This is a genomic window from Pseudomonas matsuisoli, from assembly GCF_014647635.1.
Taxonomy (GTDB): domain Bacteria; phylum Pseudomonadota; class Gammaproteobacteria; order Pseudomonadales; family Pseudomonadaceae; genus Pseudomonas_P; species Pseudomonas_P matsuisoli.
The window spans coordinates 303,732-329,287 of the sequence record NZ_BMPO01000004.1 but is presented as its reverse complement, the minus strand read 5'-3'; the positions used below and the strand labels follow the sequence as shown (position 1 = coordinate 329,287).

The 25,556-nt window shown below is 61.5% G+C and carries 23 protein-coding genes; 10 read left to right on the top strand and 13 right to left on the bottom strand.

Annotated elements, in window-relative coordinates:
* Positions 1–90 precede the first annotated feature (90 nt).
* From IEY47_RS10835 to ompR, 3 genes are all read right to left on the bottom strand, one after another.
* A complete protein-coding gene (locus IEY47_RS10835) occupies positions 91–819 on the bottom strand; it encodes a SapC family protein (RefSeq protein WP_188983238.1) in 729 nt (242 codons plus the stop codon).
* 149 nt (positions 820–968) lie between these two features.
* Positions 969–2,285 (bottom strand): ATP-binding protein, encoded by a 1,317-nt coding sequence (locus IEY47_RS10830; protein ID WP_188983237.1) that lies wholly within the window; start codon positions 2,283–2,285, stop codon positions 969–971.
* Positions 2,286–2,382: 97 nt separating this feature from the next.
* Entirely contained in the window at positions 2,383–3,117 is a 735-nt protein-coding gene (gene ompR, locus IEY47_RS10825) for an osmolarity response regulator transcription factor OmpR (protein ID WP_188983236.1), read from the bottom strand.
* Between the two features lie 209 nt (positions 3,118–3,326).
* Here ompR and IEY47_RS10820 point away from each other — a divergent pair, with 209 nt between their 5' ends.
* From IEY47_RS10820 to gshA, 3 genes are all read left to right on the top strand, one after another.
* Positions 3,327–5,645, top strand: a complete 2,319-nt coding sequence (locus IEY47_RS10820; RefSeq protein ID WP_188983235.1) for a Tex family protein — start codon at positions 3,327–3,329, stop codon at positions 5,643–5,645.
* 1 nt (position 5,646) lies between these two features.
* Positions 5,647–6,039 carry a PaaI family thioesterase gene (locus tag IEY47_RS10815; RefSeq protein ID WP_188983234.1) on the top strand — a complete coding sequence of 131 codons (393 nt, stop codon included), beginning with the start codon at positions 5,647–5,649 and terminating at the stop codon, positions 6,037–6,039.
* 198 nt (positions 6,040–6,237) lie between these two features.
* Positions 6,238–7,821 (top strand): glutamate--cysteine ligase, encoded by a 1,584-nt coding sequence (gene gshA, locus IEY47_RS10810; protein ID WP_188983233.1) that lies wholly within the window; start codon positions 6,238–6,240, stop codon positions 7,819–7,821.
* A 199-nt stretch (positions 7,822–8,020) separates the two neighbouring features.
* Here gshA and IEY47_RS10805 read toward each other — a convergent pair whose 3' ends face one another.
* From IEY47_RS10805 to argE, 3 genes are all read right to left on the bottom strand, one after another.
* Entirely contained in the window at positions 8,021–8,179 is a 159-nt protein-coding gene (locus IEY47_RS10805; protein ID WP_188983232.1) for a DUF3309 family protein, read from the bottom strand.
* 303 nt (positions 8,180–8,482) lie between these two features.
* Positions 8,483–9,784, bottom strand: a complete 1,302-nt coding sequence (gene argA / locus IEY47_RS10800) for an amino-acid N-acetyltransferase (RefSeq protein WP_188983231.1) — start codon at positions 9,782–9,784, stop codon at positions 8,483–8,485.
* 118 nt (positions 9,785–9,902) lie between these two features.
* Positions 9,903–11,042, bottom strand: coding sequence for an acetylornithine deacetylase (argE, locus tag IEY47_RS10795; RefSeq protein ID WP_188983230.1), 1,140 nt, complete (start codon positions 11,040–11,042; stop codon positions 9,903–9,905).
* A 530-nt stretch (positions 11,043–11,572) separates the two neighbouring features.
* Between argE and IEY47_RS10790 the strand changes: the two genes are divergently transcribed.
* Together IEY47_RS10790 and IEY47_RS10785 are read left to right on the top strand one after the other, a co-directional pair.
* Positions 11,573–12,940 carry a CYTH domain-containing protein gene (locus tag IEY47_RS10790; protein WP_188983229.1) on the top strand — a complete coding sequence of 456 codons (1,368 nt, stop codon included), beginning with the start codon at positions 11,573–11,575 and terminating at the stop codon, positions 12,938–12,940.
* A gap of 16 nt (positions 12,941–12,956) precedes the next feature.
* Complete coding sequence (locus IEY47_RS10785; RefSeq protein WP_188983228.1) at positions 12,957–13,670, top strand: DUF502 domain-containing protein; 714 nt, start codon at positions 12,957–12,959, stop codon at positions 13,668–13,670.
* Between the two features lie 358 nt (positions 13,671–14,028).
* Here IEY47_RS10785 and IEY47_RS10780 read toward each other — a convergent pair whose 3' ends face one another.
* On the bottom strand, positions 14,029–14,505 hold the full coding sequence (locus IEY47_RS10780; RefSeq protein ID WP_188983227.1) for an Lrp/AsnC family transcriptional regulator: 477 nt from the start codon (positions 14,503–14,505) through the stop codon (positions 14,029–14,031).
* Between the two features lie 130 nt (positions 14,506–14,635).
* Here IEY47_RS10780 and IEY47_RS10775 point away from each other — a divergent pair, with 130 nt between their 5' ends.
* Positions 14,636–14,989 (top strand): ACT-like domain-containing protein, encoded by a 354-nt coding sequence (locus IEY47_RS10775; protein WP_188983226.1) that lies wholly within the window; start codon positions 14,636–14,638, stop codon positions 14,987–14,989.
* Between the two features lie 198 nt (positions 14,990–15,187).
* Here IEY47_RS10775 and IEY47_RS10770 read toward each other — a convergent pair whose 3' ends face one another.
* Positions 15,188–16,534: an OprD family porin gene (locus tag IEY47_RS10770; protein WP_188983225.1), complete on the bottom strand. Its 1,347-nt coding sequence runs from the start codon at positions 16,532–16,534 to the stop codon at positions 15,188–15,190.
* Positions 16,535–16,964: 430 nt separating this feature from the next.
* Here IEY47_RS10770 and IEY47_RS10765 point away from each other — a divergent pair, with 430 nt between their 5' ends.
* Entirely contained in the window at positions 16,965–17,855 is an 891-nt protein-coding gene (locus IEY47_RS10765) for an NAD(P)/FAD-dependent oxidoreductase (RefSeq protein WP_188983224.1), read from the top strand.
* Between the two features lie 35 nt (positions 17,856–17,890).
* Here the strand turns inward: IEY47_RS10765 and znuB are convergent, their stop codons facing one another.
* The 3 genes from znuB to IEY47_RS10750 are packed head-to-tail and all read right to left on the bottom strand — an operon-like array spanning position 17,891 to position 19,943.
* Complete coding sequence (gene znuB / locus IEY47_RS10760; protein WP_188983223.1) at positions 17,891–18,676, bottom strand: zinc ABC transporter permease subunit ZnuB; 786 nt, start codon at positions 18,674–18,676, stop codon at positions 17,891–17,893.
* Positions 18,673–19,446 (bottom strand): zinc ABC transporter ATP-binding protein ZnuC, encoded by a 774-nt coding sequence (gene znuC / locus IEY47_RS10755; protein ID WP_188983222.1) that lies wholly within the window; start codon positions 19,444–19,446, stop codon positions 18,673–18,675. The genes znuB and znuC overlap by 4 nt, the downstream gene beginning before the upstream one ends.
* A complete protein-coding gene (locus tag IEY47_RS10750; RefSeq protein ID WP_188983221.1) occupies positions 19,443–19,943 on the bottom strand; it encodes a Fur family transcriptional regulator in 501 nt (166 codons plus the stop codon). The genes znuC and IEY47_RS10750 overlap by 4 nt, the downstream gene beginning before the upstream one ends.
* Positions 19,944–20,004: 61 nt before the next feature.
* On the opposite strand from IEY47_RS10750, the gene znuA reads away from it, so the two are divergent.
* The 3 genes from znuA to IEY47_RS10735 all read left to right on the top strand — a co-directional run bounded on the left by znuA (position 20,005) and on the right by IEY47_RS10735 (position 24,152).
* Positions 20,005–20,931 (top strand): zinc ABC transporter substrate-binding protein ZnuA, encoded by a 927-nt coding sequence (gene znuA, locus IEY47_RS10745; RefSeq protein ID WP_188983220.1) that lies wholly within the window; start codon positions 20,005–20,007, stop codon positions 20,929–20,931.
* A gap of 358 nt (positions 20,932–21,289) precedes the next feature.
* Complete coding sequence (locus IEY47_RS10740; protein WP_229779393.1) at positions 21,290–23,440, top strand: adenosylcobalamin-dependent ribonucleoside-diphosphate reductase; 2,151 nt, start codon at positions 21,290–21,292, stop codon at positions 23,438–23,440.
* Positions 23,441–23,453: 13 nt separating this feature from the next.
* Positions 23,454–24,152, top strand: a complete 699-nt coding sequence (locus tag IEY47_RS10735) for a TSCPD domain-containing protein (protein WP_188983218.1) — start codon at positions 23,454–23,456, stop codon at positions 24,150–24,152.
* Between the two features lie 130 nt (positions 24,153–24,282).
* Here the strand turns inward: IEY47_RS10735 and IEY47_RS10730 are convergent, their stop codons facing one another.
* Both IEY47_RS10730 and IEY47_RS10725 read right to left on the bottom strand, forming a co-directional pair.
* A complete protein-coding gene (locus IEY47_RS10730) occupies positions 24,283–25,233 on the bottom strand; it encodes a homoserine kinase (RefSeq protein ID WP_188983217.1) in 951 nt (316 codons plus the stop codon).
* A gap of 12 nt (positions 25,234–25,245) precedes the next feature.
* A complete protein-coding gene (locus tag IEY47_RS10725) occupies positions 25,246–25,530 on the bottom strand; it encodes a DUF2782 domain-containing protein (RefSeq protein ID WP_188983216.1) in 285 nt (94 codons plus the stop codon).
* Positions 25,531–25,556: the final 26 nt, after the last annotated feature.

Genomic DNA, 25,556 nt, shown 5'->3' with positions numbered 1-25,556 from the left:
GTGCTGGCCTTCACAGCGCATTCGCGGCTAAAGCCGCCCCTACAAGCCGCGCGTGTTTGCCCAGCCAGCAAGCATTAGCTGGTGATCAACCTATCCCTGCCGCTCTTTCGACGCCAAGTAATGCTCGAACAGGTGATTCGCATTGCCCAGCGACATCAGGTGCGCATAGATCCAGCCCAGGAAGCCGAGCCGATTCAGTTCGAGCACCTGCTCATCCGGCAACGCCAAGAAGCGCTCCTCGTTCACCGCCTGGAAGTCGTTCAGCGTGAATTGCGCGCCGCCTCGGTGAGTCAGTTTGAGCGAGCGACTTTCTAGCAGATTCAGCTCTACGAGCTTGCTCGCGAAGTGCTGAGTTCGCTCCATTTCCTTGGTGAAGTTCTGTAGGAAGCCGATCATCTCATCGAGAAAAGGCGTATTTCGGCCATCCTCTTCAAAGAGCGCGCGCCCTTCGTTGCCCCAACCCTCATAGGCTGCATCGAAACACACCGTGAAGTTGCTCTCACCATCCGCCGCCAGCACGAACGGGTAGCGCCGCACGAAAGCCGGAATATACGTGTTGGTCTGCCACTGCTTGGCACGATCGAGGTAACCGTTGTGCCCCTTCTCCAATCCAAGCAGCGCGATGGGGGTTGGCTTCTCTTTTTCGCCGATGAACACGATCGGGTAGTGCCGGACCGCCTGGAAGAATTCGAGCCCCGCCAGCGGCACTAGGTGCATGCCAGCGGCGAAGGCACTGTTCTCGACGGGCTGAAGCCTCAGCGCTTTGTGTTCCTCACGGTTCAGCGCCTTGATATCCCGATAAAACAACAAGGTGGTCATATGGGCGATTTCTCCTGCTTCAGGTGCATTTGATGCGATGAGCCGAACCTTTCAGAACGCTGTTGCGAGGCGCTCACGATAGATAGGACCGCAATAGAGGTTAGCCAATTGCCGAGTAAATGCTATGACGTCTTAACCGAAGCGGCCCATCATGCCGCGCCGCGCGGCAGCATCAATCCCACAGGCAACAAAACCCGTGCTTCGAGCCCGCCGCCGGAGCGGTTGCGCAACTCGACGCTGCCGCCATGTAGCGCGGCGATGCGCTTGACGATAGCGAGGCCCAAGCCAGTGCCCTTGGTGCTGCGCGCGCGATCACCACGGGTGAAGGGATTGAAGATGCTTTCCAGTTCACCAGGCTCGATGCCTGCGCCCCGGTCGAGCACGCTGAGCACGATATAGGGCGCGCTGGAATCGCCAGACACGAAGGCCGCAACCTCGACCCCATTGGCGCCGCCATGGTTGAGTGCGTTCTCGATGAGGTTGACCAGCAGGCGCTTCATCGATACCCGCCGCAGGGGGAAATCCGGTAGCGGTTCGAGGAACAGCCTGACACGGGGTTCGGTGTTGTTGTAAGGCGCTGCGACTTCGTTGATCAGGGAGCCAAGATCACCAATCTCCACCGGCTCGTCGCGCCCGTCACGAACGAACGCAAGGAATTGGCCGAGGATTTGATCCATGTCCTCGATGTCGCGGACCATGTCTTCGGTCAGCTCGGCGTCCTGGCTCATCAACTCCAGCGACAGGCGTAGCCGCGTTAGCGGCGTGCGCAGATCATGCGAGACGCCGGCCAGCATGAGTTCACGCTCCTGGGCAGCCTGCTCGATGTCTTCCGCCATTTGGTTGAACGCGCGGTACAGATCGCCCATCTCGCTCGGTGTATCGCCGACTTCCAACCGCACCTTTCGGCCACGACCGAATTGGCGAGCGGCCTCCACCAGTCGCTTGTGAGGGGCATTGAGTTGGCGGACGAAAATCCAGGCGGCAGCGGTGGACAGAAAGCCAATACCAAAGAACCAACCCAATACGCTCCAGATGCGTTGCCCGCGTAGTGGATGGGGGTACATGGGTACTTTGATCCAGTCCGGCCCTAAGCTCGGCGCATGGATCCACAGACTTGGCGGGCTTTGGATGCGGTAACGCACCTCGGTGTCCGCACCCAATTCATCCTGCATCTGGCTTTCGAAGATAGGGCTGTACGGCCAGTGGTACTCACCCGGCGGAACGGCTTCACGCGGCTCGACTTTTAGGCCAGCCGCCTTCGCGATTCGTGGACGGTCTTCCGGATCGGCGGCCCAATAGGCGCGCAGGGTCAACGCTGCACCATGGCTGTACTGGCGGTCGACGATCATGTCTTCGTTGGCCATGAGGTAGACCAGCGTCAATGCCTTGGAGAACAGCACGACGACCAAGACTAGCCAAAGAGTCCTGGCGAAGAAGCTTTGCGGGAACCAGAGCGGGGTTTTCATCAGGCGCGGGGCCGTAGGTCGATTGCTTCGGACCGTATTGCTACGGTCCGAATTGATGCGAATCCATCAAGTGCGCGGGCCTTCGCCTGCGCAGGTGTCACTTGTTGCCATCCGGCACGAAGACGTAACCGACGCCCCAGACCGTTTGAATGTAACGTGGCTTGGACGGGTCCGGCTCAATCAGGCGACGCAGACGGGAGATCTGTACGTCGATGGAGCGTTCCAGCGCATCCCATTCGCGGCCACGGGCCAGGTTCATCAGCTTGTCGCGGGTCAATGGCTCGCGGGCATGCTGCACCAGCGCCTTGAGCACGGCGAACTCACCGGTCGTCAGCATGTGCACTTCATCGCCCTTGCGCAGCTCGCGGGTCGCCAGGGACAGCGAGTAATCACCGAAGGTGACGGTCGCATCTTCGCTGGACGGCGCGCCCGGAACTACAGGCGCCTGACGCCGCAGCACGGCCTTGATGCGCGCAAGCAATTCACGTGGGTTGAATGGCTTGGCCAGGTAGTCGTCGGCACCGCCTTCCAGGCCCTGGATGCGACTGCCTTCGTCACCCTTGGCGGTAAGCATGATGATCGGCACTTGATTGTTCGATTCGCGCAGGCGCTTGCAGGCGGACAATCCGTCCTCGCCCGGCATCATGAGATCAAGCACGATGATGTGGAACAGCTCGCGAGACAGCAGACGGTCCATCTGCTCGGTGTTCTCGACGGCTCTGACACGATAGCCCTGCTCGTCCAGGAAACGCTCAAGCAAACGACGCAGGCGTGCATCGTCATCGACTACCAGGATCTTCTCGCCCTCGGCTACCGGGGTGCTGTTGCTCATAGGAACTCCAATTCAGACTGCCGGGCATTATGACGTAGCGGAAATGGCCGCGTTCCCGGCCATTGTTAACAGATTTTACGCCCATCGCGTGGGTTTCCCTTGCAGCCCCGCTGTCCAACGGCGCCTGACCTGCGCGAAGCGCATCGGTATACTCCCGCGGTTTTCGCGGCGCTCGACGCCTGCTTCGTTTCTCCAGACCAGGTTTTCTCATGGACAGCATCAACACGCGTATCGCCGAAGAACTGGGCGTTCGCCCGCAACAGGTCGCCGCCGCCGTGGCTCTGCTCGACGAAGGCTCCACTGTGCCCTTCATCGCCCGTTACCGGAAAGAAGTGACCGGCAGCCTCGACGACACCCAACTGCGCACCTTGGAAGAACGCTTGCGTTACCTGCGCGAGTTGGACGAACGCCGCGCCAGTATCCTCGCCAGCATCGAGGAGCAAGGTAAGCTCACCCCCGAGCTCGCCCGTGAGATCAACCTTGCTGACACCAAGACTCGCTTAGAAGACCTCTATCTGCCCTACAAGCAGAAGCGCCGCACCAAGGGCCAGATCGCCCTGGAAGCCGGCTTGGGCGAGTTGGCCGACGGCCTGTTCGGTGATCCGAGCCTGAACCCTGAAGCGGAAGCCGCGCGCTTCGTCGATGCAGAGAAAGGCTACGCCGACGTCAAGGCGGTCCTTGAAGGGGCTAAGTACATCCTCATGGAGCGTTTCGCCGAAGATGCCGATCTGCTCGCCAAGCTCCGGGGCTTCCTCAAGGACAACGCGACGCTCAGCGCTCGTGTCGTGACGGGCAAAGAAAACGAAGGTGCCAAGTTCAGCGACTATTTCGAACACGACGAGCCCTTGAACAAGGTGCCCTCGCACCGCGCATTGGCGATTTTCCGTGGTCGCAACGAAGGGATCCTCAGCGCGAGCCTGAAGGTCGGCGAAGAACTTCCCGGCACGATGCATCCATGCGAAGGCATGATCGGCGAGCGTTTTGGTATCGCGAACCAGGGTCGCGCGGCGGACAAGTGGCTCGGCGAAGTGGTCCGTTGGACCTGGAAGGTCAAGCTCTATACCTCGCTGGAAACCGACCTGCTGGGCGAAGTGCGCGACAGCGCCGAAGACGAGGCCATCAGCGTTTTCGCGCGAAATCTGCACGATCTGCTGCTAGCGGCGCCTGCCGGCCCGCGCGCCACGCTCGGCCTTGACCCCGGCCTGCGCACCGGCTGCAAGGTGGCCGTGGTGGACCGCACCGGCAAGGTGCTGGACACGGCCACTGTTTATCCCCACGCACCACGAAATGACTGGAATGGCACCCTTGCTGTGCTCGCCAAGCTCTGCGCCAAGCACGGTGTCGATCTGATCGCCATCGGTAACGGCACTGCCAGCCGCGAAACCGACAAGCTTGCCGCCGACCTCATCAAGCAAGTGCCGGGCCTTGGCCTGACGAAAATCATGGTCAGCGAAGCGGGTGCCTCGGTGTACTCCGCCTCGGAACTGGCGGCGAAGGAATTCCCGGACCTGGACGTGTCGCTGCGGGGCGCCGTGTCCATTGCCCGTCGCCTGCAGGACCCGCTGGCGGAACTGGTGAAGATCGACCCGAAGTCCATCGGCGTCGGCCAATACCAGCACGATGTGTCGCAGCTCAAGCTCGCCCGCTCGCTGGATGCGGTCGTCGAAGACTGCGTGAACGCCGTCGGCGTCGACGTGAATACCGCGTCCGCTGCCCTGCTGGCACGCATCTCCGGCCTTAACGCGACGCTGGCACAGAACATCGTGCAGTTCCGCGATGCCAATGGCGCTTTCAACAGCCGTGATGCCTTGAAAAAAGTGCCACGCCTGGGCGACAAGACGTTCGAGCAGGCCGCCGGCTTCCTCCGCGTCATGAACGGGGACAACCCGCTGGACGCCTCCGCCGTGCACCCGGAGACCTATCCATTGGTCCAGCGCATCGCCACGGACACCGGCCGCGACATTCGTTCGCTGATCGGTGACTCAGGCTTCCTCAAGCGTCTGGACCCGAAGCAATTCACCGACGAGACCTTCGGGTTGCCGACGGTGACCGACATTCTCGGCGAGCTGGACAAACCCGGCCGCGACCCGCGCCCCGAGTTCAAGACCGCTGAATTCCAGGAAGGCGTTGAGACGCTCAAAGACCTCAAGCCAGGCATGGTGCTCGAAGGCGTCGTGACCAACGTGACCAATTTCGGTGCGTTCGTGGACATTGGTGTCCACCAGGATGGTCTGGTGCACATCAGCGCGCTGTCCGAGAAATTCGTCAAAGACCCGCGCGAAGTGGTGAAGGCCGGTGATATCGTCAAAGTCAAAGTGATGGAAGTGGACATCCCGCGTAACCGTGTCGGGCTGTCCATGCGCATGGGTGATACGCCCGGGGAAAAGGTCGAAGGCCAACGCGGCGGACAGCGCCAGGGCCAAGGTCAATCACCTCGCAGCGAACGTCACTCCCGCCAGGACAAGCCGGCACCCGCGACCGGAGGCATGGCGGCGCTGTTCGCCAACGCCAAACAACTGAGGAAGTGAGATGAGCCTGCAGAAAGAAGAGATCGGCGCCAGCAGTGCCTTCGGGCGACTGCTCGGCCTGCGCATCGTTCGTGTGGAAAACGGCGAGGCCGAGGTCCACATGAGCATGAAGGACGAGTTGCGCAACCTGCACGGCAAGCTGCACGGCGGCGCTCTCTTCTCGCTGATCGACACCACCCTTGGTCAGGCTAGCCATAGCTTGACCGAGGGCATTCCCAAGAGCGTCACGCTCGAATGCAAGATCAACTACATCCGCCCCGTAACGGAGGGCGAGTTGAGCTGCATTGCCAAGGTGCTGCACGCCGGCCGCAAAACTCAGGTGCTCGAAGCACGCGTCGAACAAAACGGTAAGCTCGTCGCCCTGGCTCAGTCCACGTTTGCGGTCATTGCCTGACGGGCTCGCTGAATCGATGGCATCCGCCCCGGCTGCGGCGGCGGCAGTGCCCATTCCGTCGTATATGCGATTGCGCCCCGCCCTGCGGCAAGCGCATGCTGTGCAGCCCGTGCGATGTCATTGGCGATCGCATGCCCGACTTGTAGTGCGCAGGATCGCCCCCATCTTGGGGAGTCCGCTGCGGAAGGAATACACATCTTGAGCGAGCTTCTTTCTCGTCGCCTGGCATTGCTCGGCGCGCCCGCCCACCTGTCACTGCTCGTCCAAGGTCGACACGGCATCGAACGCGAGACACTGCGCGTCAATCGCGACGGCACCTTGGCGCTGACCGAACACCCCGTGGCGCTGGGCTCGGCACTGACCCACGAACGCATCACCACCGATTACGCAGAAGCCCTGCTGGAGTTCGTGACGCCCACCAGCCATCTGCCGGCGCAAACGCTCGAGCATCTGGATAACGTGCATCGTTACGTGTACGGCAAGCTCGATGGTGAGCTCCTGTGGAGCCCATCGATGCCCTGCCCGTTGCCGGACGAGGCCGACATCCCGATCGGCTACTACGGCACGTCGCTGATCGGCCGGCTGAAACACGTCTATCGCAAAGGCCTCGCCTTGCGCTACGGCAAGACCATGCAGTGCATCGCCGGCATCCATTACAACTTCTCGGTCTCCGAAGACTTGTGGGCACTGCTACGCACTGAGGAAAACGGGGAGCAGGATGCGCAGGCGTTCCAGTCGGAGCGTTACATCAGTCTCATCCGCAACTTCCGTCGGTACAGCTGGTTGCTGATGTACCTGTTCGGCGCATCGCCTGCACTGGACAAGAACTTCCTGCGTGGCAACTCTCACGCGCTTGAAACGTTCGATGCCGATACGCTCTACCTGCCCTACGCAACCAGTCTGCGCATGAGCGATCTGGGCTACCAGAGCCACGCGCAAAAGGGGCTGACGCCCTGTTACAACGACCTCGACAGCTACCTGGGCAGCCTGCACAAGGCAGTCTCCACGCCCTACCCGCCTTACGTCGAAGCCGGCACCAAGCGCGATGGTGAGTGGATCCAGCTCAATACCAACATCATCCAGATCGAAAACGAGTACTACTCGAGCATCCGACCCAAACGCGTCGCACGTAGCGGCGAACGGCCCATTCAGGCGCTGCGTTCCCGCGGCATCCAGTACATCGAGGTTCGCTGCATCGACATCGACCCGTTCCTGCCCAGTGGCATCGATCTGGATGAGGCACGGTTCCTCGATACCTTCCTCCTCTACTGCGCGCTGAACGAGAGCCCGTTATTGCAGGACGGTGACTGCGCAGCCTGCTCGGACAACTTCCTGTCCGTGGTGGAGCAGGGTCGTAAACCCGATTTGCAACTCCGCCGTCGCGGCGAATCGATCGCGATGACGGACTGGGCAAATGAATTGATGGATAAACTCAAACCTGTCGCCGAGCTGCTGGATCGCGCCGAGGGAACCGATGGGCATCGTCAGAGCCTGTCGAAACAGCGCGCGAAGGTCGCCGACCCCGAGCTGACCCCATCGGCGCGTGTGCTGGCGGAAATGCGGCAGCAGGGTGAATCCTTCACAGCGTTTTCCCTGCGCCAGAGCGAGGCGCACGCCGACTATTTCCGCGGACGTCCGCTAGCGGCCGGCCCACAAGCCGAGTTCGAGGCGATGGCGCGGGAGTCGATCGAGCAGCAGGTGGAAACCGAGCGTCAGGATGAAGGCGACTTCGACACGTTCGTTGCGGCGTATCAGGCGAGCATTCTCTCGATCGCGACCTAATGGGGCGCCAGCACAGTCAACGCGACTGAAGCGGACGGCCGCCCCGTCGCCCCTACAGGTTTGGTGACTGTGTGGGGCTAAGGATGCTGTGGGAGCGAGCCAGGCTGCGACCAGCCATGCTCGCGATACGTCTTGAGAACGCCACGAAAACATCGCCGCCCGGCCCGCTTCCACGAGGAGCCGGGCCGGCCGGTGGGCGTCAGATATGCCCCAGCAGAACCAATATCAGCACGACGATCAGAATTGTTCCCACGATCCCCGAAGGGCCGTAACCCCAGCTACGCGAGTGAGGGAACACCGGTAGACCACCGACCAGAATGATCAGCAACACGATCAGTAGAATTGTGCCTAGCCCCATGGCAATCACCTTGATGGAATGAGGAATCGAACCCGAGACGCACCTGCGTTACGGGATGTTACTCATCTGAAAGCAAGCGAGGCGCTGGGGTTCAGCGCCGCATGTCACTTGATGCCAATCATCGCTCTAAAAACACTCGGCCTGCCACGCAGCAGGAAACCGTAGGGCGGGTGCAACCCGCGGCTTGTAGGGCTAGCCCGCGCGGGTTGCACCCGCCCTACAGAAACGCAGCAATCAGATACTTCTTGGCGTAGAAATAGGCAGCCGTCATATCCGCAGTCGTCTAAACGCGATGACCTGCGACTACAGCGCTTTCTCGAAAATCTTTGAATTACGCTGGAAGTTGTACAGGGAAGCCCTTGCCGACGGCAAACGCTCTACCCCACTAGGCTCGAAGCCCCGCTCCCGGAACCAATGCGCGGTCCGGGTGGTGAGGACGAACAGGGTGTTCAGCCCCTTGGCCCGCGCACGGGCCTCGATACGTTCGAGCAGCTCGTCACCGCGACCGCCGTGGCGATATTCGGGGTTTACCGCCAGGCACGCCAGCTCACCCGCCCGAGAATCATCGATCGGATAGAGCGCGGCACAGGCAATGATCATCCCGTCCCGTTCGACGATGGTGAATTGTTCGATTTCGCGCTCCAACACCTCACGGGAACGCCGCACGAGAATGCCCTGCTCCTCCAACGGCGTGATGAGGTCGATCAGACCCCCGACGTCTTGAATGGTCGCTTCGCGAATCTGTTCGAACTGTTCCTGATCCACCATCGTGCCACCGCCGTCGCGGGTGAACAGTTCGGTGAGCAATGAACCGTTGATGGCATAACTAACCACGTGCGCGCGCTTTACCCCGGCCCGGCACGCCTGCCCGGCAGCATCGAGCAATTCGCCTTGGTAGTTGGTAGGCCCAAGACGCTCGACGTGAGCCGGCACCTGTTGCGGACTGAGCTCACGGATGAGGTTGCCCTCCTCATCCATCAGGCCAGGCTCGGCGCCGAACAGGATCAGCTTGTCCGCGCCCAGATCCACCGCTGCGCGCATGGCGACGTCCTCACAGGCGAGATTGAACACCTCACCCGTCGGCGAATAACCCAGCGGTGACAAGAGCACGATGTTGCGTTCGTCGAGCTGCCGCCCGATGCCTTTGCGATCCAGCCGACGCACTTCGCCGGTGTGATGCAGGTCCACGCCATCGAGTACGCCAATGGGTCGCGCCGTCACGTAGTTCCCGCTGGAGACCCGCAGGCGCGCGCCCTGCATAGGCGATGCGGCCATGTCCATCGACAGCCGCGCCTCGATAGCGATACGTAAGCTACCTACAGCATCAACCACGCAGTCCATCGTGGAGGTATCGGTAATGCGCAGCCCACGGTGGTATCGCGGTTCGAGGTTGCGCGCGGCCAGGCGCTCATCGATCTGCGGGCGCGACCCATGCACCAGCACCAGGCGCACGCCAAAGCTGTGCAAGAGCACGAGGTCGTGGACGATGTTGCCGAAATTGGCGTGAATAAGACCGTCGCCGGGCAGCATGACCACGAAGGTGCTGTCCCGATGAGCGTTGATGTAAGGCGTGGAATGGCGGAGCCAATTGACGTAATCGAGCATGGACGAATTCTGTTCAGGTCAGGGACTTTCCTGCAAAACGGCAGGCGTACGAACGTTCCGCAACGGAACGGGACAGCAGATCTTCATCGTCGCAGCACGGAAAACAGGCTCCTCAAAGTTACAGGCAGTAGTGCCGGATCAGATCGCGCAACACGCGGACCATCGGATCGATGCGGTTAAGGTCCAGAAACTCACCGGGCTGATGCGCACAGTCGATGTCCCCCGGGCCCAACACCAGCGTTTCACACCCCAGCGCCTGAAAATACGGCGCTTCCGTCGCGAATGCCACCGCTTCGGCGTCATGCCCGGTAAGACGCTCGGCAATACGCACCAGTTCGCCCTCGGCGGATTGCTCGAACGAAGGCACTTCCGGAAACAACGGAGCGAAGTCGATGGCCACGCTATGTCGCTCGGCGATGGGCTGCAGCCGCTGGCGGATCGTGTCGCGCAACATGTCCGCCTGCATGCCTGGAATCGGGCGCAAATCAAATTCCAGCGAGCACTGCCCGCAGATCCGATTCGGATTGTCGCCCCCATGGATGCAGCCCAGGTTGAGCGTCGGGTGCGGCACATGGAACAACGGATTGCGGTAGGTGGCCTGCCATTCGCGACGCAGGCCCATGAGCGTCCCCATCACTTCATGCATCGCCTCCATGGCGGAATGGCCCAGCGTCGGGTCCGAAGAGTGACCGCTCTGGCCGAGGATATCGATGCGTTCCATCATGATGCCCTTGTGCAGGCGGATGGGCCGCAGACCCGTCGGCTCGCCGATTACAGCCGCCCGTGCCAGTGGGCGCCCTGCCTCGGCCAACGCACGCGCGCCGGACATCGAGCTTTCCTCGTCGCAGGTCGCAAGGATGATCAAGGGCTGTTTGAACGGCTGGTCGAGCATCGTCCGCACGGCCTCGATGGCCAATCCAAAAAACCCCTTCATGTCGCAGACGCCAAGCCCGACCCAACGGTCACCGTCTTCGGATAAACGAAGCGGATCGGTCTGCCACAGCTGGGCGTCGTACGGCACCGTGTCGGTGTGCCCTGCCAGGATCAGCCCGCCAGGACCGGTGCCTCGGGTCGCGATGAGGTTGTATTTCCCAGGCGTAACGGTCTGTACCTCACAGGTGAAGCCCAAATCCTCGAGCCAAACGGACAGCAGCTCGACGACCGGCGCATTGCTCTGGTCCAGCTCCGGCTGTGTACAGCTAACGGAAGGGGCCGCTATCAACTCGGCGAACTGGGTTTTCAACGTGGGGATCGGCATAACTTGGCGCTCCGTTCAAGCGGTCATCATGGGAGCCATGCTGCCAGGGTGCAACCTTCGACCGATATCCGTGGCGCGGTCGATAATCTTGTCCTGTACACTCGCCCGCATCAGCCCATCCAAGCAGGACTCGTGAGCACAGGCGTCCGGGTAAATGCCGGCATACCTCGCTCGTTACCTTTGGCGGCGTCGTGATCGGGCACGGGCGGACGCGTGGCATCGACTCATGTGACGTTGCAGGATGCGGCCGCATCAGACCTCTGCGGACGGATCGGACAGGAAAGTCGAAGGCTGGGCCGGCACAGGGTTCCCGAATCGTCCGGAGGCGAAAACCAACGCCCGAGCAGAAGGATTCGCTGGTGCCTGACAGGCGATAGGTCTTCCGCAGGATCGGCACCGCGCCATGGTCGGTATCGTCCACGTGCGCCGACTGGCGCAACGGTCGCTATAACATTTACGAACCACTTTTTCCTTGGCCCAGGCGCTCTAACCCTCCTAGGCTCGCAACCATTCCAGGCTTCGCCACGCTCATGAACAAAGAAACCGAAATCAAACTCCGCGCCAGTCGCGAAACCCTCACGGCGCTGCGCGACCATCCACTGCTGAAGAAGCGCAGCAAGGATGGCTGGACGACGCACGAGTTGCTCAATCAGTACTTCGATACCGCAGACCGTGACCTTGCCCGCGCACGTGTGGCGCTACGCATCCGACGCGATGGCGAGCAGTTCATCCAGACCCTCAAGAGCCGTGGGCAGAGTGTGGCAGGCCTGTCCGAGCGCAACGAATGGGACTGGTATCTCGACAAGCCAAAACTCGATCCGAAGAAGCTGACGAATGAATGCTGGCCCGCCAGTCTCGCCGATCTCGACAAGAAGCAGCTGAAACCGCTGTTCACGACCGACTTCGTTCGCCAGAAAACGGAAATCGCATGGGGCCGCGGCAAATCCAAGGTCGTCATCGAGGCCGCGCTGGATCTGGGCAATGTCATCGCCGGCAAGCAGAAAGAAGAAATCTGCGAGCTGGAACTCGAACTACGCCAGGGCGAGCCCGCAGCCTTGTTGGAACTCGCGGCAACGCTCGCGGCGGATCTGCCGCTGATGCCCTGCGACATCAGCAAGGCCGAGCGCGGCTATCGCTTGTTCGACGCCGGCAGCTATTCGTTGAACCTGCCGCAACCTGCTCTGACGCCTGAGACCACCGTCGACGACGCCTTCACCGCGATCGCCTGGCATCTGCTCGGCAGCAGCCAGCGGCTTGCCGAGCAATACCGTTTCAACGGTCACTGGAAATTATTGGAGGACTGGTTCAGCCACCTGCAGGACCTGCGCGCGCTGCTCAGCAGCGTTGGGCAAGCGATCCCAAGATCCAGCAGCCACGCGTTACGCGAACGCTTGGATGCATTGCTGAATCACTGGGAGCCGATCGTTACGGACGGCGCCGCCGACGAAGCGATTCGCCACGCCGCACCGGCGCGTTTCGCTGAGGAGCTGGATAACCCGCGTTGGGGCGTGCTGTCGCTGGCCTTGTCCCAATGGCTGTTCGGGCAAGGCTGGACGGTGGAACGTAACTCGCGTGGATCAAAGCAAGGTAAGGCGCCTCTGGAAAGCTGGCTGCCGCGTCAGCTCGGGGAAGAGATGCAGGCCCTGCGGCTGGATCTGTACGCGCAGCGGCAACCGGAAGATCTCGGCGAACAACAGCCCCGGCTGCAGCGTCTATTGGTATGGCTCAGGCTGGCGCGCACCGTGCTCGAGGTTGAAGAGGCCGACCGCCTCTACGGCGAACTCGATAAGCTCTACGCGCTGGCGCGGACGCCTATCGATGAAACGGTACTTGAGGCGCGCCAGCAGCAGGCGCTGAAGGTTCAATCGCTCAAGGCCTGGAAGGCTTTGAGACCCTGACAGGAGCGGGACCACGATGTTTTTCCGACGCAGTATCCAATCGATCGTTGGCACCTGGCTGACCGGGCTCATCGCCCTGCTCCCGCTGGTGCTGACGTTCGCGCTGTTGGCCTGGATCGTCAGCCTGCTGAACAACCTCGTGGGCCCGGCAACATTGTTCGGTCGGTTACTGGCCGCCGTCGGCCAGCCGATCGCCAGCAACCCTTACCTCGCCTATTTCATTGGCACGCTTCTCTTGCTCGCCAGCCTGTACCCGCTCGGTCTTGGCGTGCAGCTCGGGCTGCGTAGACCATTGTCCTGGCTCATCCGCGTGACATTGCGCCGCGTGCCGCTGATCGGCAACTTCTACAACCTCGCCGATCGCTTCGTCGGCTTGCTGGATCGCAACAAAGATGCCGACATCACCAGCATGAGCCCGGTCTGGTGCTTCTTTGGAGGCGACGGCGCTGCGGTATTGGCCCTGATGCCCAGCGGCCTGCCCGTGGATCTGGAAGGACGGCCGCACGTCGCGATTCTCGTCCCGACCGCACCTATTCCTGTAGGCGGCGGCCTCATCTACGTCCCGACCGACTGGATACGCCCGGCGAATATGGGAGTCGACACACTGACCAGCATCTATGTGTCGATGGGGCTTACGCCACCTCCCGCGCTACTCAAGCCGGAGGCATTGCCGTCGCCGGAGGCGGACAGCGAAGCGCCCTCGGCGGAGCAGGAGCCGGGCAGGCCTTAAGCTAGGCTGATGCTTTGTAGGAGCTAGCCGGGCCGCGAGCGGTTTACATAGGGTGGATAACGGCGAAGCCTTATCCACACGTTTCGCAGCGTACGACCGAACGCGTGGATAGCTTCGGCTATCCACCCTACGACTGAGCATGGGAATGTTTACATGGCCTCCCGGCAGCAAATGTTCCAGTTGCGCGGGCCGATACATTTGTAGGAGCGGGCTTGCCCGCGAATACGGCGGCAGGATCAGCACGATCTTCGCGGCCAAAATTGCTTTCGTGGGCAACCGGGACGCCAGCCGGCCCGCTCCTACAGGGCTAAGCGCAGTGAACGCCTTCTAGGGAAACCATCACATCTTCCACCGAACCTTATACGTCCCCCGGCAGCGGCAACACCGTCGTCGACTTGATCTCGGACAGGGCCACGATCGAGTTCACCTCCTGAATACCCGGCACCATCGACAAGCGCTCGAAGAAAAACCGTTCATACGCTTCGATATCGTGGGTCACGATGCGCAGCAAGAAATCCACCGAGCCCATCAGCACATAGCACTCCAGTACCTCGGGAAACTCGCGGATTTTCTCTGCGAACTCGGTCAGGTTGGAACGTCCGTGGGCATCCAGTTTTACCTGGGCAAAGATCTGCGCATTGAGGCCGATCTTCTTGCGATCGAGCAGCGTGACCTGGCCCCGAATGACGCCCTCTTCCTTGAGCCGCTGGATTCGTCGCCAGCAGGGTGACTGCGACAATCCGATCCGCTCCGCGATTTCAGCCGTCGAGATATCAGCCCGCTCCTGCAGCAATGCGAGAATGCGTCGGTCATAGGCATCCATCGTTACTGGCATGTTTTTTCTCGTTTGATCAACGTTATGAAAATTTTATTCGTCAATCGCGTTTATCACAAAAATAAAGGCAAGTTTTTTCGCAATTGCTTTGAAAAAATGGCATGACTGAACCCTTTGAGGTATCGCGCCCATGTCGCCATCACAACTTGCCACCGCCGTTCCCACGTCTCAGCCCGATACCGAAGCCGCCCGCGCGACCCGCGTTCCGCTACGGCGTGACGTATGGACGGAGCCTGCGACCGACCGCGTGCAGTTTCACATCGAGGCAGATGCCGAACCAGAAAGCCTTGCACGCCTGATGAACTTCTTCGCCCAGCAACTGCTGTTGCCGCAAACGGTGAGCATGACTCAAGAAAACGGGGCGCTGTTTCTAGATATCGAACAACACGCCATCAGCGCCCACCGAGCGGCGATCATCGCGCAAAAGATGCGTTCCTTGGTGTGCGTAATGGACGTCTCGTTGCAGGTGTTACGCGCGTCTTGATCGCGGAGCGATCACTGTTTTGGCATGCCGGATCCTCAACGCGTATCTGAAGCGCCGCCCTAAACCCCGCAGGTTGCGCCCGCCGTACCTCGATCTAGCGAAACCCAAACCTGTAGGGGCGACTTCAGTCGCGAAGGCGAGCATCGCTCGCCCCGCCGCACAGAGGTAACAGCGCCCCACTCCGCGAACCGCAACAACCTACAACACACCCTTCAATGGATACTCGACCGCAAAGCGAATCTGATCCGCATCCAGCTCGGCCTGGTCCGTATTGCCGCGGTGGGTCGCGTAGCGAGCGCTGAAGGCCATTCCTTTCGCCGCGCCGTCCTGCACGACGTATTTCGCTTCCAGGTCCCGTTCCCAGTGGCGACCGCCGCTGCCATAGCCAAGGTAGGCGTAGCCGCCATTCGGATCGACATCACTGCCATCGATGCCGGTACCCCGGATGTAGGCTGCGCTGAACGTCAGGCCGGGTACGCCGTAGCCTGCCATCGCCAGGTCGTAGCGCAATTGCCAGGACGCTTCGTTGGGTGCATTGAAATCGGACAGCGCCACTGCGTTGGTGAGGTAGATCGCACCGCGTGTGACGTAATCGAACGGTGTATCGCCATGGACTTTTTGGTAGCCGAGCGAAAAGCGATGCGCACCTCGCGAATAGGTGCTCATCAGGCTCCAGGTGGTGTTATCGATGTCGCCCGAACGGGCCTCGCCGGTGTCCGTCGTGCGGTACACGTTGAGATTGAACGATAGCGCCTGTTCCTCATCGATCGGCAACGCGTAGACACCACCAAGGTAATGCTGACGCCAAGTTTCATCGTAGAGCACGCTGTACAGGTTGAGGTCGAGTCCCGAGATTCCCGCATAGCGGCCCCCGACGAAATCGAACGAATTGCCCTGCCGGCCGTTGGAATAATTCACGACGAAGCCGCGATCATGGCTGTTGGCGTTACGATCAGTGCTTTCGTTGAAATGACCGCCCGTGAGCGTCAGCGCCTCCCACTCCTGGCTCGTGACCAGCCAACCTGTTGCGGTTTCCGGCAGGAGGCGGCTGTCCGAAGAACCGAAAACCGGCGTTTTCACCCGTTGTTCGCCGTACTTCAGCACTGTCGATGAAAACCGGAGCTTGGCCGCAGCGCCCGCGCGGCCGTAGTCATCCTCCGGATGCCCGTCGTTGTCGACCGACAACAAACGTGCCTTGCCTGCGCGTCCGCCTCCGCTGTCGAGTTTGACGCCAAGGTAGGCGTGCGCGTCCAGACCAAACCCAACGGTGCCCTGGGTGAACCCCGAGGTGAAGTCCCCCATCAGGCCGTATGCCCACTCCTCCGCTAGATCACTTCGGTCCGCGCGCGGTTTGTAGGCATTTCGTGCCGCGCTGTTCAGGCCACCATGGCGATAGTCACGCCGATCGTAGACTGTGCGGTTGAGGAGTTGCCATGTGCTGTCGTCGACGAACCCGTTCGCACTGTCTTGCGCACCGGCAAGCGCCATTGTCGGCACGCAGGCCAACGTAAGTCCCTGCGCCCATCCGTACAGACGTGTATTCATTCCCATTGGATCCCTAAAAAAGTCTTCAACCGAGTCATATCGCAGCGCCGCGCGATGCCAGACGCTCTAGGCCGTAGCCGATCTCTCCTCGAACCCTAAACCCTCGTGGACGCGGTCAACGCATTGCGTATACCGACGCCGACGCAGGCGGCGCGAAAGTTACAGTATAACGATACAGAATAAAACGATGTGTCCGAGGCTCATCACGTTCGGAGAGACGTGCAGGGACAGGCGGACTGGGAGATCGCGTTGCCATGCGCAATAAACGTTCTTCGGAACCTGCGAATTCGCGACCACCACACAGCGTGTTAAGCGCACCGCGAGAGCCAGCCGTCTCCGCCCTCTTGCACGCCGGCCTTGTCGGCAGAATCGCCTGAAGGTTTACCTCGAACCGGATAGCGCCCGGCCCCCAACAATCGGGAGACAGACCATGCTCGACGTCATCATCGTAGGCGGCAGCTATGCCGGGATGGCGGGCGCGTTGCAGCTTGCGCGCGCCCGCCGTCACGTCTTGATCATTGATTCCGGAAAACCACGCAATCGCTTCGCCGCCCGAGCCCACGGCGTTCTCGCTGAAGATGGCCGCTCACCGGCCGAAATCACCGCTATCGCCCAGGCCCAACTGCTCGCCTATCCCACCGTAACGTGGCAAAAGGCATCCGCAGTATCGGCAACACGGGAAGAAGGGGTATTTACCGTATACACCGACATAGGCACACGCTTTCAAAGCAGGCGCTTATTGCTCGCGACAGGCATCCGCGATGAATTGCCAGCCATTTCGGGTCTGCAAGAGCGCTGGGGACGCAGTGTGTTCCATTGCCCGTATTGCCACGGCTACGAGCTCGGCCAAGCTCGTCTCGGGGTTATCGCGAGCAACGAGCACTCGTTTCACCAAGCGTTGCTGGTGCCAGAATGGGGCGAAACGACCTTCTTCCTGAACGCCCAATTCGAGCCGGATGCGGAGCAGCACTCGCTATTGGACGCCCGCAACGTTCGCGTGGAAAAGGCTGCGATCGAATGCGTGAAAGACAAGGCAACCGTGCGTCTAGTGGATGGACGCGAGTTCGAATTCGCCGGCCTGTTCGTCGCCCCGAACACCACCGCAGTGCATCCGTTGGCCGATGAACTGGGCTGTGAATACACTGAAACGCCGTTCGGCGGGCCGGTCATCGAAACCGATGTCTTCAAGCAAACCTCGGTCAGCGGTCTGTTTGCCTGTGGGGATGCTGCGCATGCCCCGGGCGCCCTCAGCTTCGCCGTTGCCGATGGCATGATGGCTGGCCTGGGAATACACCACTCGCTGATTCCAGAACTTAACTAAAACGCTTTGCGCGAAGACGGGCTCACCCGCGGCGATTACGCGCGCCGCGGCAGCGCAAAGCTCAGCAGAAAGATCGCCCCCGCACTGACCACGATAGAAGGCCCGGCTGGCGTGTCTTGATACCAGGACAGCGCTAGCCCCGCGCAAACGGCGATCATGCCGATCACACTGGCACCCAGCGCCATCTGCTCAGGCGTGCGTGCGTGACGCTGCGCCGCCGCAGCGGGGATGATCAGCAGGGAAGTGATGAGCAGAACACCGACGATCTTCATCGCAACCGCGATCACCACCGCGATCAGCAGCATCAGCGTTAACCGGATCGCCGCGACCGGCAGGCCTTCGACGCGCGCCAGCTCTTCATGCACCGTCATCGCCAGCAATGGCCGCCAGAGCAGCGCGAGCATCACCAGCACCAGCACACTGCCGCCGACGATCCACGCGAGGTCCGTGCTGCTCACGGCGAGCAGATCGCCGAACAGGTAGCTCATCAGGTCCACACGCACATCGCGCATGAAGCTCAGTACCACGAGGCCGAGCGATAACGTCGAATGGGCGAGGATGCCCAGCAGCGTGTCCGAGGCCAGCGGCTGGCGTCGCTGGAGGGTGACGAGAATGACGGCGATCAGCACGCAGCCCACCGTCACCGCCAGCATTGGCGCGATATTCAGGGCCAGGCCCAGCGCGACGCCAAGCAATGCGGCATGTGACAGCGTATCGCCGAAATAGGCCATGCGCCGCCACACCACGAAGGAACCGAGGGGGCCAGCCACCAGCGCCAAGGCGAGGCCGGCGACCAGTGCGTTGAAGAGAAAGTCGATCATGAATGCTTGCAGTTCGGCCCGTGGACGTGGGGTTTGCCGGTCACGACGCTGCCATGTAGGTCATGGGCGTGATCGTGATGGTGGTGGTAGACGGCCAGGGACTTGGCATCCTGGCCAAAGAGTTCGATGAACGCCGGGTCGCCACTGACCTGCTCGGGATGACCGGAGCAGCAGACGTGATGATTGAGGCACACCACCTGATCGGTGGTGCTCATCACCAGATGCAGGTCGTGGGAGACCATCAGCACGCCGCAGCCGTAGCGCTCGCGCAGCTTCGTGATGAGCCGATAGAGCTCGGCCTGGCCCGCGACATCGACACCTTGTACCGGCTCATCGAGCACCAGCAGCTGCGGCTTACGCAGGAGGGCGCGGGCCAGCAGCACGCGCTGTAACTCGCCCCCGGAAATGCTTTGCAGCGGACTGTCGATCACGCGTGCCGCCCCGACTTCCTCCAGCGCGGCCAGGGCGCGCGCCCGGTCCACGCCCGGCACCAGTCGCAAAAAGCGCAGGACGGAGAGCGGTAGCGTGGCGTCGATCGAAAGTTTCTGCGGCATGTAGCCGATCGACAGTTTTGGTTTACGCCAGACCTGGCCGCGATCAGGCTTGATCAAGCCGAGCACACTGCGCACCAACGTCGTTTTGCCGGCGCCGTTGGGGCCGATCAGGGTGACGATTTCGCCAGCGTTGAGTTGCAGGTTCACGTCCTGCAGGACGTCCTGGCCGCCGAAGCGGACGGCGACATCCTGCAAACGGATCAGGGCGTCGCTCATGCGGCCTTCTTGCATTGCGAGCAGAGGCCGACGATCTCGACCGTCTGACCTTCCACTTGGAAGCCGATGTTCTCCGCGCTCTGCTCGATGGCATCGCTGATGGGCGTCTGAGCGAGTTCGATTGCCGCGTGGCAATTCCGGCAAATGAGGAATTGCCCCTGGTGCGCGCTGCCCGGATGGTTACAGCCGACAAAGGCGTTGAGCGAGGCGATACGGTGGATAAGGCCGTTCTCCAGCAGGAAGTCGAGCGCGCGATAGACGGTCGGCGGCGCGGCGCGGCGACCGTCTTCATCCGCCAGCACGCCGAGAATGTCGTAGGCACCGAGCGGCTTGTGGCTCTGCCACACGAGTTCCAGAACACGCTTGCGCAGCGCGGTCAGGCGCACACCTTCACGGGCGCAAATGGCATCCGCTTCGCTAAGGGCATGGTTCACGCACTGGCTATGGTCGTGCGGCACGAAGGCCAGCGGCGTCTTGACGGGTTTGAGTTTGGGCATGGCGAAGACGTCCGGAAAAATAGACGTTATTCTATAACCCTTTCGTTTCAGGTGTCTTCTCGTGTTCCGACCGTTCGTATTACTCATTCTTCTCGTGTTCACCATCACCACTCACGCCGACGTCCGCCTTCTGACCAGTATCAAGCCGCTGCAATTGATGGCGGCTGCGGTACAGGACGGGGTAGGGGAGCCGGACGTACTGCTGCCTCCGGGTGCGTCCCCCCACCATTTCGCCTTGCGGCCCTCGGATATCCGTCGGTTGCAGGAGGCGGACCTGTTCTATTGGGTCGGGCCCGACATGGAAGGCTTCTTAGTGAAGTCCATGCAAGACCACCGCGGCGAATCACTCGCCGTGCAGGATCTTCCTGGCATGACCCTTCGTCGATTCGGCGAGGATGGCCACGGTCATGCGCACACTCATGATCACGACGAGCACGCCCATGACCATGACCATGACCACCGCCCTGGCAGCCTAGACACGCACCTGTGGCTGCATCCGGCTAACGCCCGTGTCATTGCCGCGCGCATGGCGGAAGACTTGGCCAGGCTCGACCCGGCAAACGCGGCGAAATACCGCGAAAATGCTAAGGCATTCTCCGGTCGTCTCGATGCCTTGGATACGCGCCTGAAAGCGCGGCTGGACGTAGTGTCCCGCAAGCCATTCTTCGTCTTCCATGAAGCGTTCGACTACTTTGAAGCGCATTACGGTCTGGAACACGCTGGGGTCTTCAGCGTCCTCGGCGAAGTCCAGCCAGGCGCCCGTCATGTCGCGGAAATGCGCGCACGCCTGCAACAGGCCGGCCCGAGCTGCGTCTTCAGCGAACCGCCCATCCGTCCCCGCCTGGCTGAAACCCTGACCGAAGGCCTGCCCGTGAAAATGGCGGAACTCGATGCGCTGGGTATGACCGTCGATACCGATGCACATGGCTACGAGCAGATGTTGGAAAACCTCGGCAACGAGCTCGCCGGTTGCCTCGAAGCGCTTTGAGGTAGGGCGGGTGTAGCCCGCGATGACGTTCACGGGCTGTCCCAGAGCGAGGGGGATACTCAAAGATCTTCCTCGTCTGGTCTACCCATTCGCGAGCAAGCTCGCTCCTACACCTATCCCGGCTTTTTGTAGGAGCGGGCCGGCGCTCTGGTTGCCCGCAAAAGGGCCACGTCTGGCGACATAGGACCTTACACCGCCTCCTTCCGACCACCACCCGCCCAGTTCCCTGGCCTCCCAGGCCACATCGTCCTAGCCTTAGTACTTAACCCCGACCAAAGGCTTGACGCAGATCAGGCACGCACCGTTTCAAATGCGTATGATTCCCATCTTCAAAGACCAGCAGGAGATTCGGCCGACCATGGGCAAGCCAGAAGAGATCCTCGTCGAGGATGCACCGCGTACCGCCACGATTCCGTTGCAACCGGCCTCGGAGGACATCTGGGCCCAGAAGTACCGACTCAGCGCGAAGGACGGTACGCCCGTGGATGCGGATGTGGATGCCACCTGGCGTCGCGTCGCCCGTGCCCTTGCCGATGTCGAGCCAGAAGAGAAGCGCGAACACTGGCACACGCAGTTTCTCTGGGCCCTGCGCAATGGGGCTATCCCGGCCGGCCGTATCATCTCCAACGCCGGCGCGCAGGCCTACAAACCCGCCACCTCGACGATCAACTGCACGGTCTCCGGCAACATCCATGACTCCATGGACGACATCCTCGGCAAGGTCCATGAAGCCGGGCTGACCCTCAAGGCCGGCTGCGGCATCGGCTATGAATTCTCGACCCTGCGCCCACGTGGCTCCTTCGTCTCTGGCGCTGGCGCACACACCAGCGGGCCGCTGTCGTTCATGGATGTGTTCGACAAGATGTGCTTCACCGTCAGCTCCGCCGGCGGCCGCCGCGGTGCGCAGATGGGCACCTTCGATGTCGTCCACCCGGACGTGCGCGAATTCATACGTGCCAAGCGTGAAGACGGCCGCCTGCGTCAGTTCAACCTCAGCCTGCTGATCACCGATGAATTCATGCGCGCCGTCGAGGCCGATGAAGACTGGACATTGCTGTTCCCGGTGCACACCAAGGAAGCCCACGAACTGGACCTGGCCGACGAGGCGCAGGTGCGCTGGCGCGAATGGCCGGTGCACGAAAACTACATCGTCCGTGAGGACGGCCTGGTCGCCTGCAAGGTCTACGGCAGCCTCCGCGCGCGGCACCTGTGGGACATGATCATGGTGTCCACGTACGACTTCGCCGAGCCGGGCTTCATCCTCATCGACCGGGTCAACGAACAAAACAACAACTGGTGGTGCGAGCACATCCGCGCGACCAATCCCTGCGGTGAGCAACCCTTGCCGCCCTACGGCTCCTGCCTGCTAGGCTCGGTCAACCTCACCGGCTTCGTAGTCGACCCGTTCGGCAACGACGCCCGCTTCGACTGGGAGCGCTTCCGTCGGGTCGTCCGCATCTTCACCCGCATGCTCGACAATGTGGTTGAAATCAACGGTCTGCCGCTGCCGCAGCAACGCCAGGAGATCGAGAGCAAACGCCGGCATGGAATGGGCTTCCTTGGCCTGGGCTCGACGCTGACCCTGTTGAAGATGCGCTACGGCAGTGCCGAGGCGTGTGTGTTCACCGAGGAAGTCGCACGGGAAATGGCGCTGGTCGGTTGGGAAGAGGCGCTGGAACTGTCGAAGGAAAAAGGCGCCGCGCCAGTTCTCTCGGAAGAATATGAAGTCACTGCCGAGATGCTGCGCAAGCGCCCGGAAATGGGACGCGACGGTTACAAACCCGGTGATCACATACCCGGCCGAATACTCCATGCTAAGTATTCCCGCTACATGCAGAAGATCGCCGAGCACGCACCAGAGCTGGTCGAGGCGCTGGCCGAGCAGGGCGCGCGCTTCACCCACCACAGCTCGATCGCGCCTACCGGCACCATCAGCCTGAGCCTGGCGAACAACGCCTCGAACGGCATCGAACCGAGCTTCGCCCACCACTATTCACGCAACGTCATCCGTGCCGGCCGCAAGGCCAAGGAAAAGGTCGAGGTCTTCAGCTTCGAGTTGCTGGCCTACCGCACCTTGGTCAACGGTGAGGCGATGCCCTATGCCGAAGAAGCAAACCGCCAGCTGCCGGCGTATTTCGTCGCCGCTGACGACATAACGCCGACCGAGCACGTCGACGTACAGGCCGCCGCGCAAAAGTGGGTCGACTCATCCATCTCCAAGACGGCCAACGTGCCGACCGAATACGCCTTCGAGTCCTTCAAGGACATCTACCTCTACGCCTGGAAGCAGGGATTGAAGGGCTGCACCACGTTCCGCTTCAACCCGGCCGCCTTCCAGGGCGTGCTGGTCAAGGAGAAGGACCTGGAAAACACCCTCTATCGCTTCGAGCTGGAAGACGGCAGCGTCGTCGAACTCAAGGGCAACGAACAGGTGGAATACGACGGCGAAGTGAACACTGCCGCGAACCTGTTCGATGCGCTCAAAGAAGGCTACTACGGCAAGTATTGAGGAGCCGCCACCCATGACTACCGTCAAGATCGACCAACGCATCAAAGGCTTCAAGGTCGTCGACCCGACGCTGGAGCGCAGCACAGCCAGTGCCGCCGCGGAGGAACTCGCCGCCGCGCCCGTACAGATGAACGAGGCGCTGGAGCGTCCGGAAACGCTCATCGGCGCGACCTACAAGATCAAGTCACCGCTGTTCGAGCACGCGCTCTACGTCACCGTCAACGACGTGGTGCTCAACGCCGGCACACCGCACGAACAACGGCGGCCGTTCGAGATCTTCATCAACTCGAAGAACATGGATCACTTCCAGTGGATCGTCGCGCTCACCCGGATCATGTCCGCCGTCTTCCGCAAGGGCGGCGATTGCACCTTCCTGGTGGAAGAGCTCAAGGCGGTCTTCGATCCCCGTGGCGGCTACCTGAAAAAGGGCGGCATCTACATGCCATCCATCGTCGCCGAGATCGGTGCGGTACTGGAGCGACACCTCATCACCATTGGCTTGCTAGAAGGCCATGCGTTGGACGAGGACCAGAAGCGCTATCTCGCCGAGAAACGCGCCGCCTATGAAGCCGCCCAAGGTGGCTCCACCCTGGAACCGGGCGACGGCTTTCCACCTGGCGCCCAGGTCTGCGGCAAATGCAGCACCCAGGCCGTCGTGCAGATGGATGGCTGCGCAACCTGTCTGAATTGTGGGTATTCGAAGTGCGGGTGAGGTCCTAACAACGCCGCCTTTGTAGGAGCCAGCTTGCTGGCGATCAGCGATCAACTAGACGCTCTTCGGTGATTGATAGGACGCAATCGCCAGCAAGGGCTCGCCGCCCGCCTGGCTCCTACAAAAAGCCCTAGAGTGCGATCGGTAATTCCAGGAAGACCGTCTGCCGATGCGCCAACCGCCGCTGAAATTCACTCGGATCATGAATCAGCACATCCTGCCCGGCGAACGCCTGGGCGGCGATGGCGCGGGACAGCCAAAACCGCACGCACGCCACGCGTAGCAGCGTCGGCCAGAGCTTCGCTTCGATTGGCGTCAGACGGCGCTGGGCCGCGTAACCCGCCAACAGCGCACGGCCGCGGGCTTCATCGATCGCGCCGCTTTCGTCCGAGCACCAGTCATTGAAGGTGATCGCCAGGTCATACAGCATCGGCCCGGAGCAGGCGTTGTAGAAATCGATCACACCGGACAGATGCGGGCCATCGAACATGACGTTATCGCGGAACAAATCCGCATGCAGGTTGGCGCGGGGCAGGGCGCGGATCGCGTCCTTGTGCGCAGCGATCTCTTCGAGCGCCGCATTCAGCGTCGTCTGCTCGGCCTCAGACAAACGCGACACCTGCGCAGGCCCTTCGGCAAGCATCCAATCCAGCCCACGATCACTCTTGCGCTCGATGATCCGCTCACGCGTTGCCAGATGAATGCGCCCAAGCAGCGCCCCAACTTCCGCGCAATGGTGCGGATTCGGCTCGCGGATGTGCTTTCCATCGAGGCGCGGCTGCAACAGCGCCGGCTTGCCCTTGAGCTCGCGCAAGGCACGATCCTGCCCATCACGGATGGCGTAGGGCACCGGCAAATCGGCTTCGTGCAGCACGTCCAGCAGCTCAATGAAGAAGGGCAGGTCCTGCGCCGGGCCACGCTCCACGAGCGTCAGCACATGTTCGCCGCCTTCCAGGCTGACGAAGAAATTGGTGTTCTCGCTGCCTTCGGCGATGCCCTTGTAGTCGCGAAGGCGACCGAGCGCATAGTCGGCGAGAAAGGTATCGAGGTCATGACGCTCGAGCGGCGTGAATACGGACATGAAAGAAAGGCCTTACCAGCTGAGGAGTTCCCACGAGGGGATGCGCATATTCGGGGCGTCGGCGCGAACGAAATTGCTGTCGCCGTCGGACCGGACGAGTGAGTACGGCTTGCCATGCGCGGGGATCACCCGAACGGCGCGGAGGTAACCCTTGGTGCGGTATTCCTCGATGGTGTTGTCACCGTCGCGATAGGTCATCACGTCCGGCTCATCGGAGGGCGCCGTATCAGCGGCCATCGCAGGCAGCGAACCCGCCAGCACGAGCCCGGTCAGCAAGAGGTATGGCAGGGTTCGCATGATAACCTTGGCCCTTCGAATTCAAA

Bases quoted from the DNA above. Each gene is read 5' to 3' on its own strand.
- IEY47_RS10835 (WP_188983238.1), bottom strand. From the start codon at position 819: ATGACCACCTTGTTGTTTTATCGGGATATCAAGGCGCTGAACCGTGAG.
- IEY47_RS10830 (WP_188983237.1), bottom strand. From the start codon at position 2,285: ATGAAAACCCCGCTCTGGTTCCCGCAAAGCTTCTTCGCCAGGACTCTT.
- ompR (WP_188983236.1), bottom strand. From the start codon at position 3,117: ATGAGCAACAGCACCCCGGTAGCCGAGGGCGAGAAGATCCTGGTAGTC.
- IEY47_RS10820 (WP_188983235.1), top strand. From the start codon at position 3,327: ATGGACAGCATCAACACGCGTATCGCCGAAGAACTGGGCGTTCGCCCG.
- IEY47_RS10815 (WP_188983234.1), top strand. From the start codon at position 5,647: ATGAGCCTGCAGAAAGAAGAGATCGGCGCCAGCAGTGCCTTCGGGCGA.
- IEY47_RS10805 (WP_188983232.1), bottom strand. From the start codon at position 8,179: ATGGGGCTAGGCACAATTCTACTGATCGTGTTGCTGATCATTCTGGTC.
- argA (WP_188983231.1), bottom strand. From the start codon at position 9,784: ATGCTCGATTACGTCAATTGGCTCCGCCATTCCACGCCTTACATCAAC.
- argE (WP_188983230.1), bottom strand. From the start codon at position 11,042: ATGCCGATCCCCACGTTGAAAACCCAGTTCGCCGAGTTGATAGCGGCC.
- IEY47_RS10790 (WP_188983229.1), top strand. From the start codon at position 11,573: ATGAACAAAGAAACCGAAATCAAACTCCGCGCCAGTCGCGAAACCCTC.
- IEY47_RS10785 (WP_188983228.1), top strand. From the start codon at position 12,957: ATGTTTTTCCGACGCAGTATCCAATCGATCGTTGGCACCTGGCTGACC.
- IEY47_RS10780 (WP_188983227.1), bottom strand. From the start codon at position 14,505: ATGCCAGTAACGATGGATGCCTATGACCGACGCATTCTCGCATTGCTG.
- IEY47_RS10775 (WP_188983226.1), top strand. From the start codon at position 14,636: ATGTCGCCATCACAACTTGCCACCGCCGTTCCCACGTCTCAGCCCGAT.
- IEY47_RS10770 (WP_188983225.1), bottom strand. From the start codon at position 16,534: ATGAATACACGTCTGTACGGATGGGCGCAGGGACTTACGTTGGCCTGC.
- IEY47_RS10765 (WP_188983224.1), top strand. From the start codon at position 16,965: ATGCTCGACGTCATCATCGTAGGCGGCAGCTATGCCGGGATGGCGGGC.
- znuB (WP_188983223.1), bottom strand. From the start codon at position 18,676: ATGATCGACTTTCTCTTCAACGCACTGGTCGCCGGCCTCGCCTTGGCG.
- znuC (WP_188983222.1), bottom strand. From the start codon at position 19,446: ATGAGCGACGCCCTGATCCGTTTGCAGGATGTCGCCGTCCGCTTCGGC.
- IEY47_RS10750 (WP_188983221.1), bottom strand. From the start codon at position 19,943: ATGCCCAAACTCAAACCCGTCAAGACGCCGCTGGCCTTCGTGCCGCAC.
- IEY47_RS10740 (WP_229779393.1), top strand. From the start codon at position 21,290: ATGGGCAAGCCAGAAGAGATCCTCGTCGAGGATGCACCGCGTACCGCC.
- IEY47_RS10735 (WP_188983218.1), top strand. From the start codon at position 23,454: ATGACTACCGTCAAGATCGACCAACGCATCAAAGGCTTCAAGGTCGTC.
- IEY47_RS10730 (WP_188983217.1), bottom strand. From the start codon at position 25,233: ATGTCCGTATTCACGCCGCTCGAGCGTCATGACCTCGATACCTTTCTC.
- IEY47_RS10725 (WP_188983216.1), bottom strand. From the start codon at position 25,530: ATGCGAACCCTGCCATACCTCTTGCTGACCGGGCTCGTGCTGGCGGGT.